Annotated in this window: 17 protein-coding genes and 1 tRNA gene; 12 read left to right on the top strand and 6 right to left on the bottom strand. The window is 68.1% G+C overall.

Annotated features, from left to right (window positions below; all coding sequences use genetic code 11):
- The first annotated feature begins 12 nt into the window (after positions 1–12).
- The 3 genes from ACIA6A_RS09755 to ACIA6A_RS09745 all read left to right on the top strand — a co-directional run bounded on the left by ACIA6A_RS09755 (position 13) and on the right by ACIA6A_RS09745 (position 2,978).
- Positions 13–801, top strand: coding sequence for a hypothetical protein (locus ACIA6A_RS09755; protein WP_396097084.1), 789 nt, complete (start codon positions 13–15; stop codon positions 799–801).
- A 22-nt stretch (positions 802–823) separates the two neighbouring features.
- Positions 824–1,774, top strand: coding sequence for an ArsA-related P-loop ATPase (locus ACIA6A_RS09750; RefSeq protein ID WP_396097083.1), 951 nt, complete (start codon positions 824–826; stop codon positions 1,772–1,774).
- 61 nt (positions 1,775–1,835) lie between these two features.
- Positions 1,836–2,978 (top strand): ArsA family ATPase, encoded by a 1,143-nt coding sequence (locus ACIA6A_RS09745; RefSeq protein ID WP_396097082.1) that lies wholly within the window; start codon positions 1,836–1,838, stop codon positions 2,976–2,978.
- Here the strand turns inward: ACIA6A_RS09745 and ACIA6A_RS09740 are convergent, their stop codons facing one another.
- A complete protein-coding gene (locus ACIA6A_RS09740; RefSeq protein WP_041832981.1) occupies positions 2,979–3,281 on the bottom strand; it encodes a WhiB family transcriptional regulator in 303 nt (100 codons plus the stop codon).
- Positions 3,282–3,598: 317 nt separating this feature from the next.
- On the opposite strand from ACIA6A_RS09740, the gene ACIA6A_RS09735 reads away from it, so the two are divergent.
- A complete protein-coding gene (locus tag ACIA6A_RS09735) occupies positions 3,599–6,001 on the top strand; it encodes a transglycosylase domain-containing protein (RefSeq protein WP_396097620.1) in 2,403 nt (800 codons plus the stop codon).
- 269 nt (positions 6,002–6,270) lie between these two features.
- Here the strand turns inward: ACIA6A_RS09735 and ACIA6A_RS09730 are convergent, their stop codons facing one another.
- Positions 6,271–6,723, bottom strand: a complete 453-nt coding sequence (locus ACIA6A_RS09730; protein ID WP_396097081.1) for a GatB/YqeY domain-containing protein — start codon at positions 6,721–6,723, stop codon at positions 6,271–6,273.
- 25 nt (positions 6,724–6,748) lie between these two features.
- Here ACIA6A_RS09730 and ACIA6A_RS09725 point away from each other — a divergent pair, with 25 nt between their 5' ends.
- Both ACIA6A_RS09725 and ACIA6A_RS09720 read left to right on the top strand, forming a co-directional pair.
- On the top strand, positions 6,749–7,642 hold the full coding sequence (locus ACIA6A_RS09725; protein WP_396097080.1) for a metallophosphoesterase: 894 nt from the start codon (positions 6,749–6,751) through the stop codon (positions 7,640–7,642).
- A gap of 330 nt (positions 7,643–7,972) precedes the next feature.
- The gene (locus ACIA6A_RS09720) at positions 7,973–9,331 is read left to right on the top strand and encodes a Fic family protein (RefSeq protein WP_396097079.1); all 1,359 of its coding nucleotides are present in this window, start codon (positions 7,973–7,975) and stop codon (positions 9,329–9,331) included.
- A gap of 285 nt (positions 9,332–9,616) precedes the next feature.
- On the opposite strand, the gene ACIA6A_RS09715 is transcribed toward ACIA6A_RS09720, so the two are convergent.
- Together ACIA6A_RS09715 and ACIA6A_RS09710 are read right to left on the bottom strand one after the other, a co-directional pair.
- Positions 9,617–9,690 (bottom strand) — tRNA-Pro (locus ACIA6A_RS09715).
- 120 nt (positions 9,691–9,810) lie between these two features.
- On the bottom strand, positions 9,811–10,512 hold the full coding sequence (locus tag ACIA6A_RS09710) for an SDR family oxidoreductase (protein ID WP_396097078.1): 702 nt from the start codon (positions 10,510–10,512) through the stop codon (positions 9,811–9,813).
- 62 nt (positions 10,513–10,574) lie between these two features.
- Here ACIA6A_RS09710 and ACIA6A_RS09705 point away from each other — a divergent pair, with 62 nt between their 5' ends.
- Together ACIA6A_RS09705 and cutA are read left to right on the top strand one after the other, a co-directional pair.
- Positions 10,575–10,961, top strand: coding sequence for a MerR family transcriptional regulator (locus ACIA6A_RS09705; protein ID WP_396097077.1), 387 nt, complete (start codon positions 10,575–10,577; stop codon positions 10,959–10,961).
- Entirely contained in the window at positions 10,958–11,299 is a 342-nt protein-coding gene (gene cutA, locus ACIA6A_RS09700) for a divalent-cation tolerance protein CutA (RefSeq protein ID WP_396097076.1), read from the top strand. Before ACIA6A_RS09705 ends, cutA begins: the two co-directional genes overlap by 4 nt.
- Here the strand turns inward: cutA and pyrE are convergent.
- Positions 11,274–11,792, bottom strand: a complete 519-nt coding sequence (pyrE, locus tag ACIA6A_RS09695; RefSeq protein ID WP_396097075.1) for an orotate phosphoribosyltransferase — start codon at positions 11,790–11,792, stop codon at positions 11,274–11,276. The genes cutA and pyrE overlap by 26 nt on opposite strands.
- A 56-nt stretch (positions 11,793–11,848) precedes the next feature.
- Between pyrE and ACIA6A_RS09690 the strand changes: the two genes are divergently transcribed.
- From ACIA6A_RS09690 to ACIA6A_RS09680, 3 genes are all read left to right on the top strand, one after another.
- Positions 11,849–13,006 (top strand): FIST signal transduction protein, encoded by a 1,158-nt coding sequence (locus tag ACIA6A_RS09690; protein ID WP_396097074.1) that lies wholly within the window; start codon positions 11,849–11,851, stop codon positions 13,004–13,006.
- Between the two features lie 3 nt (positions 13,007–13,009).
- A complete protein-coding gene (locus ACIA6A_RS09685; RefSeq protein WP_396097072.1) occupies positions 13,010–15,247 on the top strand; it encodes a putative bifunctional diguanylate cyclase/phosphodiesterase in 2,238 nt (745 codons plus the stop codon).
- 83 nt (positions 15,248–15,330) lie between these two features.
- A complete protein-coding gene (locus ACIA6A_RS09680) occupies positions 15,331–15,627 on the top strand; it encodes a hypothetical protein (protein WP_396097071.1) in 297 nt (98 codons plus the stop codon).
- A gap of 7 nt (positions 15,628–15,634) precedes the next feature.
- On the opposite strand, the gene ACIA6A_RS09675 is transcribed toward ACIA6A_RS09680, so the two are convergent.
- Complete coding sequence (locus tag ACIA6A_RS09675; RefSeq protein ID WP_396097070.1) at positions 15,635–16,714, bottom strand: glycoside hydrolase family 19 protein; 1,080 nt, start codon at positions 16,712–16,714, stop codon at positions 15,635–15,637.
- A gap of 316 nt (positions 16,715–17,030) precedes the next feature.
- On the opposite strand from ACIA6A_RS09675, the gene ACIA6A_RS09670 reads away from it, so the two are divergent.
- Positions 17,031–17,780 carry a DUF4352 domain-containing protein gene (locus ACIA6A_RS09670; protein ID WP_396097069.1) on the top strand — a complete coding sequence of 250 codons (750 nt, stop codon included), beginning with the start codon at positions 17,031–17,033 and terminating at the stop codon, positions 17,778–17,780.
- The last annotated feature ends 47 nt before the right edge of the window (positions 17,781–17,827 follow it).

The raw sequence follows: 17,827 nt of genomic DNA, 5'->3' as shown, positions 1-17,827 counted from the left end.
ACTGGGAGCACCATGACGCAACCGTCGCAAGGCGGACCGGCACACCTTGACGCGACCACCGAGGAGTTCGAGCCACTCATCCCGTTCGAGCCGTTCCTCGCGGCGGAGACCCTCGAGGGCGAGGTCGTCTGGCATCAGGCCGCGCCGTCCGCGCCGTTCCACGCCAAACACGAGAAGCCCGGCGAGTGGCACACCCATCCGCCGGACCACCTGGCGTTCGAGCACTCGCCGCCGGCCGAGGTGCAGCCCGGCGTGCAGCACGACGAGCCCGACGAGGCCATCCCGCTGAGCATGCTCCCGCATCCGTGGGAGGTGCCGTTCGACCCGCACGGGACCGAGACGGCCACCGGTCCGCAGCGCCGGCGCAACGGGCGGTGGGTGGTGTTCGCCCTGGTCATGACGCTGCTGCTGTTCGCCGGGGGCACCGCCTCGGCGTACCTGCTGTTGCGTGATTCGGACAACGGCAAAGGCGCGCCCGACCCGGCGACGGCGGTCGAGCGCTTCATGAGCGCGGTCTACACCCAGCAGAGCGCGACCAGCGCGGCCGAGTTCGTCTGCAAGGAGTCCCGGGACACCGACCGGCTCCAGAGCCGGGTCGACCAGGTCAAGGGCTACGCCGACGAGTACACCGACCCCTCCTTCGACTGGACCGAGCCGTCCGTCACCGGGCAGACCACGGAGAAGGCGATGGTGGCGGTCCAGCTCACGATGACGACCGGCGACGAGAAGTCCGCGCGGCAGGAACTCACGTTCACCGTCATCAGGAAGACGAGCTGGCTCGTGTGCGACGTCAACGGCTGACGGGTGGCCGTACAGTCGAATCATGGGTCGTAATGAGTGGCCGGCGCGCCTGCACGTGGTGACGGGCAAGGGCGGCACCGGCAAGACCACCGTGGCGGCGGCGCTGGCGCTGGGTCTGGCCGCCGGCGGCCACCGGACCCTGCTGGTCGAGGTCGAGGGGCGGCAGGGCATCGCCCAGCTGTTCGGGCTCGAGCCGCTGCCCTACAAGGAGCTGCGGATCGCGACCCCGCCGAAGGCCGACGGGGAGGTCCGGGCGCTCGCCGTCGACCCCGAGGAAGCCCTGCTCGAATACCTCGACATGTTCTACAAGCTCGGTGCCGCCGGTCGCGCGCTGCGCAAGATCGGCGCGATCGACTTCGCCACCACCATCGCCCCCGGCCTGCGCGACGTCCTGCTCACCGGCAAGGTCAAGGAAGCGACGACCCGAGCCGACAAGGGCAATCGCGCGTACGACGCGGTGGTGCTGGACGCGCCGCCGACCGGCCGGATCGGGCGCTTCCTCAACGTCACCACGGAGACCGCGCGGCTGGCCAAGATGGGCCCGATCAAGACCCAGAGCGACGGCGTCGCGTCGCTGCTGCGCTCGCCGATGACCTCGGTGCACGTCGTGACGCTGCTGGAGGAGATGCCGGTGCAGGAGACCCTGGACGCGATCGCGGAGCTCACCGCGCTGAACATCCCGGTCGGCCGGATCATCGTCAACGGCGCCCGGTCGCCGCTGCTGGCCGGGGCCCGGGTCACCAAGACCGAGCTCAAGCGCGGCCTGGCCGCCGCCGGACTGCCCAGCGACCCGCTCACCGTCGCCGGTCTGCAGTCCGAGGCGAAGGCGCACCTCACCCGGCGGGAGCTGGAGGAGTCGTTGCGCACCGAGCTGGCCGAGGTCGCGTACCCGATGGTGGAACTGCCGTTGCTGGACGGCGGGGTCGACCGCGAGGGCCTCGACCGGCTCTCCGCGCTGTTGATGGGTGTCTGACCTGTCACACACCGCAGTGCGGTATCCCGCGACCCGGCCCCGGAGTCAGTACGCTCGAATCGTGGCCGCTGATCAGACCGCCCCGCGCCTGGACGTCGACGCTCTCCTCGCCGACCCGGCCACCCGCATCGTGGTCTGCTGCGGTGCGGGCGGCGTGGGCAAGACCACCACCGCCGCGGCGCTCGGCCTGCGGGCGGCCGAACAGCACGGCCGGCGCACGGTGGTGCTGACCATCGACCCGGCCCGGCGCCTCGCCCAGTCCATGGGCCTCACCGAGCTGGACAACACGCCCCGGCAGGTCAAGGGCATCGACACCGAGGCCACCGGCGGCGAGCTGCACGCCATGATGCTCGACATGAAGCGGACCTTCGACGAGGTCGTGCAGACGCACACGTCGCCGCAGCGCGCCGCCGAGATCTTCGCCAACCCGTTCTACCAGGCCATGAGCTCCACGTTCTCCGGCACGCAGGAGTACATGGCCATGGAAAAACTGGGTCAGCTGCGGGCCGGCGACGAGTGGGACCTGATCGTGGTCGACACGCCGCCGTCCCGGTCGGCCCTGGACTTCCTCGACGCCCCGGCGCGGCTCTCCCGGTTCCTCGACGGCCGGATGCTGCGCCTGCTGATGGCGCCCGCACGCGGCGGACGCAGCATGTTCAGCCTGGTCACGGCGTCGTTCGGGGTGTTCTCCCGGGCGGTGCAGAAGATCCTCGGCGCCCAGTTGCTGACCGATCTCTCCGGCTTCGTGTCCGCGCTCGACTCGATGTTCGGTGGCTTCCGGCAGCGCGCCGACGAGACGTACCGCATCCTGCAGGACCCGCAGACCGCGTTCCTGCTGGTCGCGGCGCCGGAGCGTGACGCGGTCCGGGAGGCCGCCTACTTCGCGGAGCGCCTGGTCGCCGAGCGGATGCCGCTGGCCGGTTTCGTGCTCAACCGCACGCACGAGGCCGAGTTCGACGCGATCCCGCTCGCCGAGGCGGAGGCCGCGGCGGCCGCGCTGGACGCGGCCGGCGACCAGCAGGTCACCGCGGACGCGCTCCGGGTGCACGCCGGGCTGTTGCGGCAGGTCGAGCGCGAGGTGCGCGTCGCGGCCCGGTTCACCGACGCGTTCCCCCTGGTCCCGGCGGTGGCCGTGACCGCGCAGCCCGCCGATGTGCATGACGTCGACGGGCTGCGGACGATCGGAGCTGCACTCGCGGGCTAGTCAGCGAGTGGAGACAAGCACCTTGTCAGCGCCCTTTTCGCGCAGTGCGGCCTCGAACATCTTCCGCCAGCTCGCCACGTGCGGGTGCCGGCGCAGCAGCGCGCGGCGTTCGCGTTCGGTCATGCCTCCCCAGACACCGAACTCGATCCGGTTGTCCAGAGCGTCGGCGAGGCACTCGTAGCGGACCGGGCAGCTGCGGCAGATCCTCTTGGCCACGTTCTGCTCGGCGCCCTGCACGAAAAGCGCGTCAGGGTCGCCACTCTGACACGCCGCCATGCTGGGCCAGTCGCTGATCATTCCCATCTGTTCACGTCCCCCCTTGCATTCACCCCCTGACGCCCCGGGCCCATGTCCCCCAGGCCCGTACAGACGTCACTGCGATAGCTCGCCGGACCATCATGCTCCGTAGTCGGGCGATTACGCAACGTTGTCCCTCAAATACGTATACCTCGGGAGTTCCGGGCATCCCGCACTGACCGGACAGCGAAAAGTTCGCGGTAGTTCTCAGATGACCGCACGTAGAGACGATCGGGGGGACAGAATCATTCTCGGCGAACCGTGACCTTCCGGACGAGTGGTCACGTGCGCTTTTCGCGTACCCTGCTCGGGTGACCTCCTGGATGCGCAGACGCGATCACAACATCTTCGCCAATGCGACCTCGCTGCTGATCTGTGGCCTGCTCGCAGGCGTTGTCGTGGCCGCCGCGGCCTTCCCGGCGGTGGCCATGTCCGGCCTGGCCGCGAAGGCCGGCGGGGAAACCTTCGCGAGTCTGCCGAGCGAGTTGAAAGCGGCCACCACTCCCCAGATCAGTCGTATCTTCGCGGCTGACAACAAGACGCAGATCGCTGTCTTCTACGACGAGTTCCGCAGCGAAGTTCCGCTGAAGGACATCTCCAAGAACATGCAGAACGCGATCGTCGCCGCGGAGGACCACGAGTTCTTCGCGCACAACGGAGTCGACCTCAAGGGTGTCGCCCGCGCGTTCGTCAACAACAAGAGCGGCAAGGCCCAGCAGGGCGCCTCGACGCTGACGATGCAGTACGTCCGGATGTCCCTGGCCTATTCGGCGACCAACCCGCAGGAGGTCGTCGACGCCACCAAGGACAGCCCCAAGCGCAAAGTCACCGAGATGAAGTACGCGATGCAGGTCGAGAAGGAGCTCTCCAAGGAGCAGATCCTGGAGCACTACCTCAACCAGGCACCGTTCGGGAACAGCTCCTACGGCGTCGCCGCCGCCGCGCAGGTCTACTTCAAGAAGAAGCCGAAGGACCTCAGCGTCGCCGAGTCCGCGCTGCTCGCCAGCATGGTGAAGGCGCCCACCGCGTTCAACCCGACCACGGCCAGCGGCTACCCGCAGGCACTCGACCGCCGCAACTACGTCATCGCCGACATGCTCGAGCTCGGCTACATCACCCCGGCGGACGCCAAGAAGGCCACCGCCACCAAGATCAGCCGCACGGTCCAGAACGTCGGCAACGGCTGCGTCTCCGTCAAGACGAACAGCTGGGGCTTCTTCTGCGACTACTTCTACCGCTGGTGGCTGGGACGCGACGAGTTCGGCGCCACCACGTACGACCGCGAGCGCCGGCTCAAGGGCGGCGGCTACCGCATCCAGACGTCGCTGGACATCAAGGCCCAGAACGCGGCCCGCGCCAACATCTCGGACAAGATCAAGGACAAGGACAAGAACGCGCTGCTGCTGGCGGCCGTCCAGCCCGGCACCGGCAAGGTCCGCGCGCTGGCCACCAACCGCAAGTTCAAGCTCGACGACTCGGACAACAAGCTCTCCTCGGACCCCGCGAAGCGGAAGAAGAAGATCAAGAGCACGTACCCGAACACCACCAACCCGCTGATGACCGGCGGCGGCGACATCGACGGCTACCAGGCCGGCTCGGTGTTCAAGATGTTCACCATGGTCGCGGCCCTGGAGAACGGCTTCCCGCTCGCCTACTCCATCAACGCCCCGGCCAAGTACATCTCGAAGTACATCGTCGGCCCCGGCCCCTCGACCTGTAACGGGAAGTACTACTGCCCGTCCAACGCGTCGGCCAGCGAAGCGGGCGTCTTCAACATGTGGACCGGCTTCGGTGCCTCGGTGAACACGTTCTTCGTCCCGCTGCAGGAACGCGTCGGCGCCGAGAAGGTCGTCGACGTCGCGAAGCGGTTCGGCGTCCAGTTCCGCTCCCAGCAGGACTACGACTACGCCAACGACAAGGCCTCGGCCCACCAGTGGGGCGCGTTCACCCTGGGCGTCTCCGCGTCGACCCCGCTCGACATGGCCAACGCCTACGCCACCCTCGCCGGCGACGGCATGTACTGCACCCCGACCCCGGTCGAGCAGATCACCACCATGAGCGGCGAGAAACTCGACGTCGGCAAGCCCCACTGCACCCGAGCCACCAGCCCCGACGTGGCCCGGGCGGCCATCGACGCGGCCCGCTGCCCGGTCGGCGACCAGGCCCAGCTCGGCACCTGCAAGGGCCGCACGGCCCCGGCCGCCCGCAGCATCATCAAGCACCCGATCTACGGCAAGACCGGCACCACCGACCACGACAAGACAGCCTCGCTGATCATCGGCAGCAGCTCCCTCGCCGTGGCGGGCTACCTGGTCAACCCGGACTGGCAGAATCACACGGACCGGATGGAACACTCCATCGTCAACCCAGCGGTCTGGGAGACGATGCGGGACTACCTGAAGGGCACCCCGAAGGTCCAGTTCAAGAAGCCGGGCAGCAAAAAGATCTCCATCGGCGACCAGCGCTCCATCCCCGGTGTCGAATGCTCCCCCATCGACAGCGCCATCAGCCGGGTCGAAAACGCGGGCTTCAACGCCTCCCGAGGCCAGGAAGTCGAGTCGAACTGCCCGAAGGGCACCGCGGCCGGCACCAACCCGAGCGGCAAGACCATCAAAAACGGTTACGTCAGCATCGAGGTCAGCGCGGGCCCGAAGAAGGAAGAGAAGCCGGACGACAAGAAGCCGGACGACAAGCCCGACGAACCAGACCGGCCGCGAGGCAGGTAGGTAGGTCCCCAGCTCCGCCGTGGGCGGGTCACCCTTCTTTCGGGGTGACCCGCCCGCTGCTTTTCCGCGCTTGGGTGGGTGGTAGGGCTTGGGGCGGGGATTGCCGCACTCCAGGCGGTCAGGCTTGATCCTTCCGTGCGGCGATCCCCACCCCGCCGCCTGGCCGCCTGGCCACCTCGCGAGTCCCGGTACCCCGTGCCCAGTCATCCCGCGGCCCTTGCCACCTCGCGGGCTTGCCATCCTGCGGTCTTGCGGTGGCGTGGTGGGGGTCAGGTGAGCTGGCGGCGGACCTCGGCGGCTACCCGGCCGCCTTCGGCCTTGCCGGCCACTGCGGCCTGGGCCGCCTTCATGGCCGGGCCCATCTGGGACTTGCTGGTGAGGCCGCCTGCCCGGAGCGCGTTCGCCACGAGGGTGGCGATCTCGTCGTCGGTGAGCTGGGCCGGCAGGTAGCGGTCGAGGATCCCGCCCTCCGCGGTCTCCTTCGCGGCCTGCTCGGTGCGCCCGGCATCCTGGAAAGCGGTCGCGGCCTCCCGGCGCTTCTTCGCTTCCTTCGTCAGGACCGACAGCACCTCGTCGTCCGACAGCTCCCGCGCGGCGTTCCCCGACACCTCGGCGTTACGCACAGCGGACAGAGCCATCCGGAGCGTGGAGGTGGTCAGGTCGTCCCGGCCCTTCATCGCGGCGTGCAGATCTTCGTTCAGGCGGTCTTTCAGTGTTCCCATGGACGGTCAAACTACTCTGGCCGTCATGCGCAAGCGTCCCTTTATCACCGCCGCCGCCGCTCTGGCCGCTGCCGGCGCCGCCACGTTCGCGTACGCGTCCCTGGTCGAACGCAATCTTTTCACCCTGCGCCGCCTCGACGTCCCCCTGCTGGAACCGGACGCCGAACCCCTGCGCATCCTGCACATCACGGATCTGCACATGATGCCCGACCAGCGCCGCAAGCAGGCCTGGGTGGCCGCCCTGGCCGGCACCGACCCCGACCTGGTCGTGGTAACCGGCGACAACCTGGCCTCCCCGGACGCCGTACCCGGTGTGCTTCGTGCTCTGGATCCGCTGCTCGGCCTGCCCGGAGCTTTCGTCTTCGGCTCCAACGACTACACCGGCCCGGTCTGGAAAAATCCTCTCGGCTACGTCTTCCCGTCCGGCGAGTATGTCCAGGGCGTGGACCTGCCGACCGAGGACCTGCGCGCGGGCCTGCTGAGCGAAGGCTGGGCCGACCTCAACAACGCCCGCACCGTCCTCAAGGCCGGTGGGCGCACCATCGAACTGGTCGGCGTCGACGATCCCCACATCGACCTGGACGATTATGAGTCGGTGTCCGGCCCGGCCACCGCGGAAACGGACCTGCACATCGGCCTCACCCACAGCCCGACCGCCCGGGTCCTGGACGCGATGGCCGCGGACGGCTTCAACCTCCTGCTGGCCGGTCACACCCACGGCGGCCAGGTCTGCATCCCGGCCTACGGTGCCCTGACCACCAACTGCGACCTCCCCCGAGCCATGGCCAAGGGCCTCCACCGCTGGCCCGGCTCCAACGCGCTGCTGCACGTATCCGCGGGCCTCGGCACCCACCCGACCGCCCCCTACCGCCTGGCCTGCCGCCCCGAGGCAACGATCCTGACGCTCATCCCCCGCTGACGACCACCCCATGGACCATGGGCGCGCCCACCCCGGGCCGCCCAGGTCCATCCGGACAGCTTGCTCCACATGTTGGGAGAAACTTGGAGCAAACTGGGAGCAAGACAAACCCGCTGGTCAGAACCCTGGAAGATCTCCTCCCACCACGATTTGCTCCAAATCCTTGGAGAAACTTGGAGCAAATTTGGAGAACCGACCGGCACACTGGGAGCAACTCCAAGCAAGCGCGGCTCTTTGGAACAAACCCCGGGAGCACCGTGCTTGACTGCGCCTGGCCTCACGCCCTGGGCACTGGGATGACCTGACCGACGAGCGGAAGATGCCGGAGACATGCAGCCACCTGTGCCTCCACCTCCCCTCCACGAGCTTCTCGCGCGGCTGGAGAGCTCAGACTTCCTCGGCCAGATCTTCGACACCTTCCCCGGCGGCTTCGCCGAAGGCCGGTACATGCCGTGGGATTCCTTACGGCACAGGACTCCACCCAACGGCCTCACCCATGAACAGTGGTGGGCTGCCACCAAGATCGCACGAATGACGGTACGTCGCCGCTTGCCACTGGCCGACGAGCACGGCAATGCATTCAGTTACTGCTTACCCGACGACGTCATGCGGAACGTCGACTTCGTCAGCACCAACACCGGCGGACGTATCGGACTGAACGAAGAGGTCACCAATCCCACCAACAGGGACCGATACCTGGTCGACTCCCTTATCGAAGAATCGGTGACCTCGAGTCAGATCGAAGGTGCGTCGACATCCCGCCGCGTAGCCCGGGAAATGATCCGCTCAGGACGAGCACCTCGCGACCGCAGCGAGAAGATGATCCTGAACAATTTCCACGCCATGGAACGCGTCGGCGAACTACGACACGAGCCGCTCACCGTCGATCTCATTCGCGAGCTCCAGCGAATCGTCACGGACGGAACACTGGACGACCCGGCATCAGCCGGCAGATTTCAGACTACCGACGACGTACGGATCTCCGTATGCGACGACAAAGGCAACGTGCTCCACACCCCGCCCCCCGCGGAGAAGATCCCGGAGAGAATGCAGGCGCTCTGCGACTTCGCGAACGCCGGGACCAGGACCGGCACGGTCGGACCCTACCTCCCCGGAGTCCTCCGTGCCCTGACACTCCACTTCATGATGGGCTACGAACATCCGTTCGAGGACGGGAACGGCCGGACCGCACGCATCCTGTTCTACTGGTCGATGCTCAACCAGGGATTCTGGATAACGGAGTTCATATCCGTATCGAGAATCTTGAAGGGTGCTCCGGTCAAGTATGCGATGTCCTACCTGCACACCGAGGTGGACGACAACGACCTGACATACTTTTTCGACTACCATCTCGGCGTCATCCACACCGCCATCGATCATCTGAACAAATATCTGACCCAAAAGGTGGCGGAGGTCAAAGAGCTGCGGACGAAGCTCCACAACGAGGCCGACAGCCTCAACGCGCGACAACTCGCACTCGTACAGAATGCCCTCAAGCATCCGGATGCGAAATACACCGTCCTTTCTCACGGAATGTCACACCGCGTGTCGGGGGAGACCGCAAGGCAGGACCTGGTCGCGCTGGAAGAAGCAAAACTGCTGGAACGACGCCGCACCGGCAAGCGATTTGTCTACGCGCCGGTCAGCAACCTCGCGGGCGCTATCAAGGATCTAAAGCTGACAGACTGACGAACCAAAGCACCGAACAGACGCCGGCCAGTCTCCGCGCGTCCGGACGCGACCCTCGACAAGGGCTGCAAGGCCAAGCCCTTACAAGTCAAGCAGGCGCTGACGAGGAAAGCCCGTGAGCGTGGCAGATCACTACACCTACCGGGTCCACTGGTCAGCGGAAGACGGAGAGCATGTGGGCACCGTGGCTCTCCACCGCTCGGTCTCGCGCACAGCCCCGGGGCGGAAAGTACTCAGGCCCGGTTCTCTTGGTGGAGAACCGGGCCTGACCTGCAACTACATCTGTCGGGGTAGCCGGATTTGAACCGACGGCCTCTTCGTCCCGAACGAAGCGCGCTACCAAGCTGCGCCATACCCCGATGCGTGCTGGACAATAGTATCCGACCACCCGCCGGACGCGAAATCGGTATCCCCCGCCTTGCGTATCCGCAGGTCAGGGCCGATGCGGGCGGGGCAGTGCCCCGCCCGGGGCCGGAAGCTCAGCTGCCCACCACGGTGTCCGCGTAGAACGTGGTGGGGTTGTTGGACAGGGTGGACTTCACGTGGGCGGACCACTGGTCGGCAACCACCTCGATCTTGTTGGCTTCGAGGCCGTCGAGGGCGGCGTTGATGATGTCGGCCGGGGCCGTCTTGTCGCCTTCGTACCAGGACATCATGTCGGTGTCGGCGGCGCCGAGGTGGAGGCCGGTCACCAGGGTGCCCTGCTTGGCCAGCTCCAGGCGGACGCTGTTGGTCAGGGCCCATTCCGCGGCCTTGGCCACGTGGTAGGCGCCGGCGCCCTCGTAGGCGAACCAGGAGAGCGCTGACAGGACGTTGAGGATCGCTCCGTCGGCGAGCTGCGGCGCGAAGGCCCGGGTCACGGCGAGGGTGCCCCAGAAGTGGGTGTCGAGTTCGCTGCGGATGCCGGCCAGGTCCGCGTCGAGGAGGTTGGTCATCGTGGAGATGCCGGCGTTGTTGATCAGGATGGTGACGTCGGGGGCGGCTGCCGCTGCGGCTTCGACCGAGGCCTGGTCGGTGATGTCGAGCTGGAGGGGGGTCACGCCGGGGATGTCGATGGTCGAGGGGCGGCGGGCGGCGGCGTAGACCTTGGCGGCTCCGCGCTCCAGCAGGGACAGCGCGAATTGGCGGCCGAGGCCTCGGTTGGCGCCCGTTACCAGCACATTTGCTCCGGAAATCTTCATGGGCGCTACGCTAGGACCTGACGTTGACGTCAGAGGCAAGGGTTGCGACGGGAGTCACTTTTATGCGCATCGGTGAGCTGGCTGAGAAGGCGGGCGTCAGTGTCCGGGCTCTTCGGTATTACGAGGAGCAGGAGTTGCTGCACTCCGAGCGCAGCGCGAGCGGTCAGCGGCACTATGCCGAGCCCGCCGTCGAGCGGGTGCAGCTGATCCAGCTGCTCTATTCGGCCGGGCTTTCGAGCCGGACGATCGCCGACCTGATGCCCTGCGTCGACGCGAAGGTCAATACCCCGGATTCCCGGGCCCGGCTGCGGGCCGAGCGGGAGCGCATCGACCGGCAGATCACCGACCTCATCCGTACGCGGGACCGGCTCGACGCCGTCATCGAGGCGTCCGAGGGCCCGGCGAGCGGCTGCATGACGATCATGGACAAGGAAATGGCGGCCGCGTGAGTGACGGGCAGGTCTGCGAGGTCGTGATCACGGCCGCCGACCCGGAGTGGCTGGCCGGGTTCACCCGGCGGCTGGTCGAGGATCGGCTGGCGGCGTGCGGGCAGCAGGTCGCCACGATCCGGTCGATCTACCGGTGGGAGGGCGCGGTCCACGACGACGTGGAGGCGCGGGTGGCGCTGCACACGCGCGCGGAGCTCGTACCCGAGATCGTGGCCCGGGCGGACGCGGAGCACGCGTACGACGTGCCCTGCGTCCTGGCCCTGCCGATCGTGGCCGGGAATCCGGCCTACCTCGAATGGATTCTGACGGAAACTAGGCCTCGAGGTCCGCTCGGGTGAGCAGCGCGCGCAGCGTGATGCCGTCCGCGGCCAGCGCCTCGGCGCCGCCTTCCTGACGGTCGATGACGCAGAGGGCGTGGTCCACGTGCGCGCCGAGTTTGCGCAGCTCGTTGGTGGAGATCACGACCTGGCCGCCGGAGGTGACGACGTCCTCGACGACCAGCACGCGGCGGCCGGCTACCTCGGCGCCCTCGCTGAGGCGGGCGGTGCCGTAGGCCTTGGCCTGCTTGCGGACGAACGCGGCGGGCAGCTTGGCGTGCCGGGCCACCGCGGTCACCACGGCGATGCCGCCCATCTCGAGGCCGGCCAGGACCTCGGTGCCCTCGGGGATCAGCACCGCCATCTGCTCGGCCAGCTGGTCGAGCAGGACCGCGTCCGACTCGAACTGGTACTTGTCGAAGTATTCGGTGGCGGTCCGGCCGGAACGCAGCACGAATTCACCGGTCAGGCGGCTCACGTCGCGGACGCGCCGCGCGAGGTCAGAGTCAGTCACGAGGTAACAGCCTAGGGGCCGCTCAGCGATCTCCCGAACCGGCCGAACAGAAGATCATGCAGAGTCTCGCCGCACGGTGGTTCGGGGTCGGGCACAGCACCGCGTCCGATTCCGCGAAAGCCGGGGCGGAAGCAGCCTCCGCCGCGCTCTCCGGCCGTACGGCGAAGGTTGTCCTGGTCTTCCCGTCCCCCCACCATGACCTGCCCGCCCTGCTGGACGCCGTCCGGGCGGAGGCCGGTCCGGACGCCGCGGTCGTCGGCGGGACCACCCTGGGGGAGCTGAGCTCGGTCGCCGGGGCGACCATGGGCGGCGTCGTGGTCTCGGCGCTGGGCGGTGCGGGCTTCGACATCCGTACGCGCATCGCGTACGTGGGCGGCAACGGTCACCGGGAGGCCGGTGCGGACGTGGCGCGGGCGATGATCGGGATGGACCGGCCGTACACCGCGCTGATGTTGATCTGCGAGGGCATGTCCGGTAACCCGCAGGAGATCGTCCGGGGCGCCTATTCGGTGCTCGGTGCCACGGTGCCGCTGGTCGGCGGGCTGGCGGGCAACAACACCGGGCGGCGTTCGCACCAGTTCCACGACGACCGGGTGGTGTCCGGCGCGGTGGTCGGGGTGGCGATCGGTTCGGACGCGCCGCTCGGGGTGGGGATCGCGCACGGCTGGCACCGCGTCGAGCCGCCCATGGTGATCACCCGCAGCGATCAGGGACGGCTCTACGAGCTGGACGGCGAACCGGCGCTGGACGTGCTGATGCGGCGCCGCGGGGTGACCCGCCCGGACGAGCTCTTCTCGAACAACACCAAGCTGCAGGCCATCGGGTTGTCCCGGCGCAGCGGCGAGGACATCCGGATCATCCTGGGCGCCGACGAGGCGGACCGGTCGGTGTACGGCCTGGCCACGCTGCCGCAGGGCGCCGTCTGCTGGCTGATGGACAGCCGGCACGAGTCGATGATCGCCGAGGCCGCGACGTCGTGTCAGGAGGCGCTGGCCGGGCTCGGCGGGCAGCCGCCGATCGGGGTCCTCACGTTCGACTGCGGCGGCCGTCGCGGGGCGCTCGGCGAGGACGGGATCCGGGAGGAGGCCGCGGCGATCGGCGCGGCACTGCCGGACACACCGTTCGGCGGCTTCTACACGATGGGTGAGATCGCGCGGGTACGCGGTTCGCTCGGCACCCATTCGCTCACGCTCGTCACGATGGCATTGGCCTGATCGATGTTCACGTGGTCGACTCACCAGCTCACGGAGTTCTTCACCGCGGTCAACGCGTCCGCGGACGAGTCCTCGGCGATCGCGGTAGCGGTCGAGCGCGCCACCGAGATGGTGGAGGCGGAGACCGGGGCGGTAACCATGGGTGATGTCGTGCACGGCGCCTGGGGCTTCGGCCCGGACGTGCCGGTCAAGGGCATCCTGGCCATCGCGAAGGCGCCGGGCACGTTGTCGGTCCCGGCTCTGGGCGACATGTACGCGGTCCCGAGCGCCCTGGGCGACGCGGTCGACGGTGCCCTGGTGGTGGCCCGTCTCGAAGAGCCGTTCAGCCCCGAGGAGCGGCAGATGCTCCAGGGCATGGCGCAGGTGCTGGGCGTGGCACTGCGCAGCATCCGGGTGCTGCGCGCCGAACGCACCCTGCGCGCCGACCGGGAGCGCGAGGCCGCCGAGCGCCTGGTGCTGCTCGAACAGGCGCAGATCCGGCAGCGCCTGGTCGAGACGCTGCTGACCATCCAGCGGGCGATCTCGAACCGCAAGCCGCTGCCGGAGGTCCTGGACGCGGTCACCAGCGGGACGGCGGCGCTGCTCGGCGGTGCCCCGGTGGCGCTGATCCTGGCCGAGGGCGGCCGGGCCCGCCGGCTGAGCGTGGCGTCGACGTCGGGCACCGAGGGCTACGACTTCGCCGATCCGGACGGGTCGCACACCGAGGCCCGGGAGGCGATGGCGACCGCCCAGGTGATCATGCGGGCGGTGGATCCGGGCGATCCGGCGTGGGGGACGGTGATCGCCGCACCGGTCCGGGTCACCGGGGAGATGGCCGGGAGTCTGGTCGCACAGCTGCCCGGGACCACCGATCAGTACGCTGAGCAGCGCGAACAGCTCGCCGCGTTCGCTCAGCAGGTGAGTCTGGCGCTGACCGATGCGCGTACCGTCGAAGCCGTCCGCGAAGCACACCATGATCCGGTGACCGGGCTGCCCAACCGGGGTCTGTTCCTGAAGATCTTCAACCGGGTGCTGGCGTCCCGCGGCGGGGCGACCGAGCCGACCAGCGTGCTCTTCATCGACCTGGACCGGTTCAAAGCGGTCAACGACAGCCTTGGGCACGAGGCCGGCGACCAGCTGCTGGCCGCGGTGGCCGGCCGGATCCGGGCCTGTGTGCGGGCCAGCGACACCACCGCGCGGCTCGGCGGCGACGAGTTCGCGGTGCTGCTGCACAACTCGCCGGTGGATTCCGCGACCGCGGTCGCCGAACGGGTCATCGCCACCATCAAGGAGGCGTTCAAGATCTCTGGGCGGGACATCTTCATCGGCGCGAGCGTCGGGGTGGCGATCACCCGGGCCGCCGCGGCGAACTCCGACACCCTGCTCAGCAACGCGGACCTGGCGATGTACCGGGCGAAGAAGGAGGGCCCGGGCAAGGTCGTCGTCTATGAACCGCACATGCACACCGAGGCGCTGAACTACCTGAGCCTGCGCGCTGACCTGCAACGGGCGCTGCAGGAGGGCGAGTTCCGGTTGCAGTACCAGCCGCTGGTGCGCCTGGACACCGGGGAGATCGCCGGTGTGGAGGCGCTGGTCCGCTGGCACAGCCCGGGCCGGGGCCTGGTGTCGCCGGTGGACTTCATCCACATCGCCGAGGAGTCGGGGATGATCGTCGAGCTCGGGCAGTGGGTGCTGGAGACCAGCGCGGCGCAGGTCGCGGCGTGGCGGCGGACCCACCCGGACCTCACGCTCAACGTCAACGTCTCCGGGCACCAGCTCGTGCATCCACGGTTCGCCGGCAACGTCACCCGGGCGCTCGCGGTCGCGGGCATGCCGTCGAGCGCGGTGACGCTGGAGCTGACCGAGTCGGTGCTGATGAGCGACCCGGACGCGGCGGTGGCCTCGCTGGCGAGCCTGCGCGAGCTGGGCGTCCAATTGTCCATCGACGATTTCGGTACGGGCTATTCGTCGCTCGCCTACCTGCGCGAGCTCCCGGTCGACGAACTGAAGATCGACCGCGCTTTCATCGCCCGGGCGGAGCTGACCGGTGAGGACCTCGCACTGGTACGGACAATCGTCGAGCTCGGCCACATCCTCGGACTTCGGGTGGTGGCCGAGGGGATCGAGAACGCCGCGCAGCTCGAGGCATTGCGCCGGCTCGGGTGTTCCTACGGTCAGGGCTTCCACCTGTGCCGTCCCGAGGACCCGCCGGATCTGCCGCAGATCCTGGCCCGCCGATCGCTGACCGCTATTCACCCGTAAAGGGAATTGACCGTCGGTCTGGCCCGGGCGGGTGTCCGATCTCGGCTATTTTGCGAATTAGCCAAATGTCTGAGAGGCCTGCCGTGACACCCTTCGCGCTGCTCTTCCTGATCGCCCTCGCCGGCTCGTCCTGTTTCGCGATCGGCCGCGCCCTGGGTCGCGGTGAACGCTACGAAAAGGGTTATCGCGAGGGCTTCCGCGACGGCGAGACCGGCTCTCTGGCCCGCGCCGCCCGGCTCATCCAGCTCAGTGACCGGCACTCGATCGCGCCGGCCATCGAGTCCATCATGGTGCCCGGGCCGGTCCCGCACCAGCTGCCGCAACGCAACGCCGCTCCGGTGGTGGTGGGGGTGCCGGCCCGGCCCCAGTTCGCGCTCTGATTCTTTTCTAGCAGTACAGGTTGGCGCCCGGGGTCACCCCGAGGATGGACGTGAACCGGTTGTACGCGTCCACCCGGCTCTGCACCTGCGCCGGGTTGCGCCCGTCGCACTCCAGCGAACCGTTGATGCTGCGAATGGTCTGCCCGAAACCGGCGCTGTTCACCATCGCGTCGTGCGGCGTCATCGTGCCCGGTCCGCGCTGCGTCATCCAGTACCAGACGGCGGTCTGATAGGCCACCGACGCCTCGTTCTTGACCCGGTCGGGATTGTTCAGCAGATCGATCCCCAACGCGTCGCCGGCGGCCTTGTAATTGAAGTTCCAGCTGAGCTGGATCGGCCCGCGACCGTGGTACGCGGACTGGCCGGCCGGGCATCCGTACGGCTGACCGGTGTCGCAGTAGAGCGGCCAGTTCGCCTGATTGATCTCCTCGACGTAGACCAGCCCACCGGATTCGTGGTTGATGTTCGCGAGGAACGCGGCGGCTTCCTGCTTCTTGACGGTGTCGCTGCCGCTCGTGGTGAACGCGGGATACTTCTTCACGGCGTCGATCAGCCCGGCGTACGAATAGAACCCGATCCGGTTCGGGAACATCTGGTTGAACTGCGCCTCACTGACCGGGAAGCTGCCGTTCGACGGCGGATTCGTCGGCGGGGTGGTTCCTCCGGAGCACGAGTACGGCTCCCAGTACCAGGTGCTGATGATCGGGTCGTAGCCCGGGTTCTCGTTCTTGGCCCGGTAATACCCCCCGTTCGTGTACTTCACGATCGAGCCGGCGGGATACCACGTGCCGGCCGCCCAGTTGGGGTAGTTGCAGCTCCCGGCCGGCGGCGTGGTCGGGGTGGTGCCGCCACCACAGGCACCGTTGTCGGTCCACACGTTGGATCCGCCGGTGCTGGGGGTCTCGCCCTGGGTCCACCACTTGGCGGTCCAGTTGTGCGAGCTGTAGGAGGCGCGCTGCCCTCCGGTGTAGACAGCACTGCTGCTGTAGGCCGCGACACAGGCTTCGGCGGCGTTCGACGCGGTCTGGGGAAGGACCGCGGCGGCGGCGCCGGCCAGCGCGACACTGACGGTGGCCAAGATGGTCATGAGCCGTCTTCTGGGCATGGATCACCGTTTCCGTGGGGGACATTCGTGGGGATGACATCGACCCAACTAGATATTCTGCCCACGGTCAACATCTATTAGGAAACTTCACAGATTAATTCAGAATCCACTGCCGGAATCACTGGCCCGGACGTCCAGGGCCGCCCGGCCGATGATCGATTTCAGACACCGGCCGGCTCGACTCCGCCCGCGAGCAGCCGACTTCCCGACGTGTCGACACCACTGCCCACCGTGATCGGCTCCAATGTGGTCCGGCGACCGGATGCGGTCGCTCCCGTCCGGCTCATGAGGAGACCCCATGTCGTACCCACCTGCCGGTCCGTACCAGCCGCAACCGGCTCCCGGCTACGGGATGCCGCCCGCCGCGCCCAGGAAGACGAGCAGCACCAAGATCGTCCTGAGCATCGTCGCTGGGGTTCTGGGCCTGTGTTGCGTCGGTGGGGTCGCCGTGGCGGCCTTCGGCGGGAACGACGGCGTCGCGGACGCGGCCGCCGACACCTCACTCGCCGGCACCTCGGCCGCCGGCACCTCGCCCGCCGCCGGCAAGGCCGCAGCGGCCAGGACCGCGACCACCAAGGCCCCGGCCGCGCAGGAGACCACCGCCGCACCGGCTGCGCAGGAGACCACGGTGGCGCCGGTGAAGAAGGCCGCGCCGGGATTCGGGGATGCCGTGCGGGACGGGAAGTTCGAGTTCACCGTCAGCACGATGGACTGCTCGAAGTCGCAGGTCGGCGGCTCGTACCTGAACAAGAAGGCGCAGGGGAAGTTCTGCCAGATCAACGTGAAGGTGAAGAACATCGGCAAGGAGGCCCAGTATTTCGACGGCTCCTCGCAGAAGGCGTTCGACCGGGACGGCACCGAGTTCTCGAACGACGGGACCGCGGAGATCTATGCGAACGAGGACAGCGCTACGTTCCTCAACGAGATCAACCCGGGCAACAGCGCCAAGGGCAAGCTGATCTTCGACGTTCCGGACTCGACGAAGCTGACCTCGATCGAGCTGCACGACAGCATGTTCTCCGGCGGCGTCACGGTGGAACTCCGCTAGCCCGTCGCGATCTCCGTCAGCCCTTCGCGATCTCCGTCAGTCCTTCG

The sequence above is a fragment of the Actinoplanes sp. NPDC051494 genome (genome assembly GCF_044454705.1).
Lineage (GTDB): Bacteria > Actinomycetota > Actinomycetes > Mycobacteriales > Micromonosporaceae > Actinoplanes.
The sequence above is the reverse complement of the archived record's forward strand: the minus strand, read 5'-3'. Positions and strand labels throughout refer to the sequence as shown.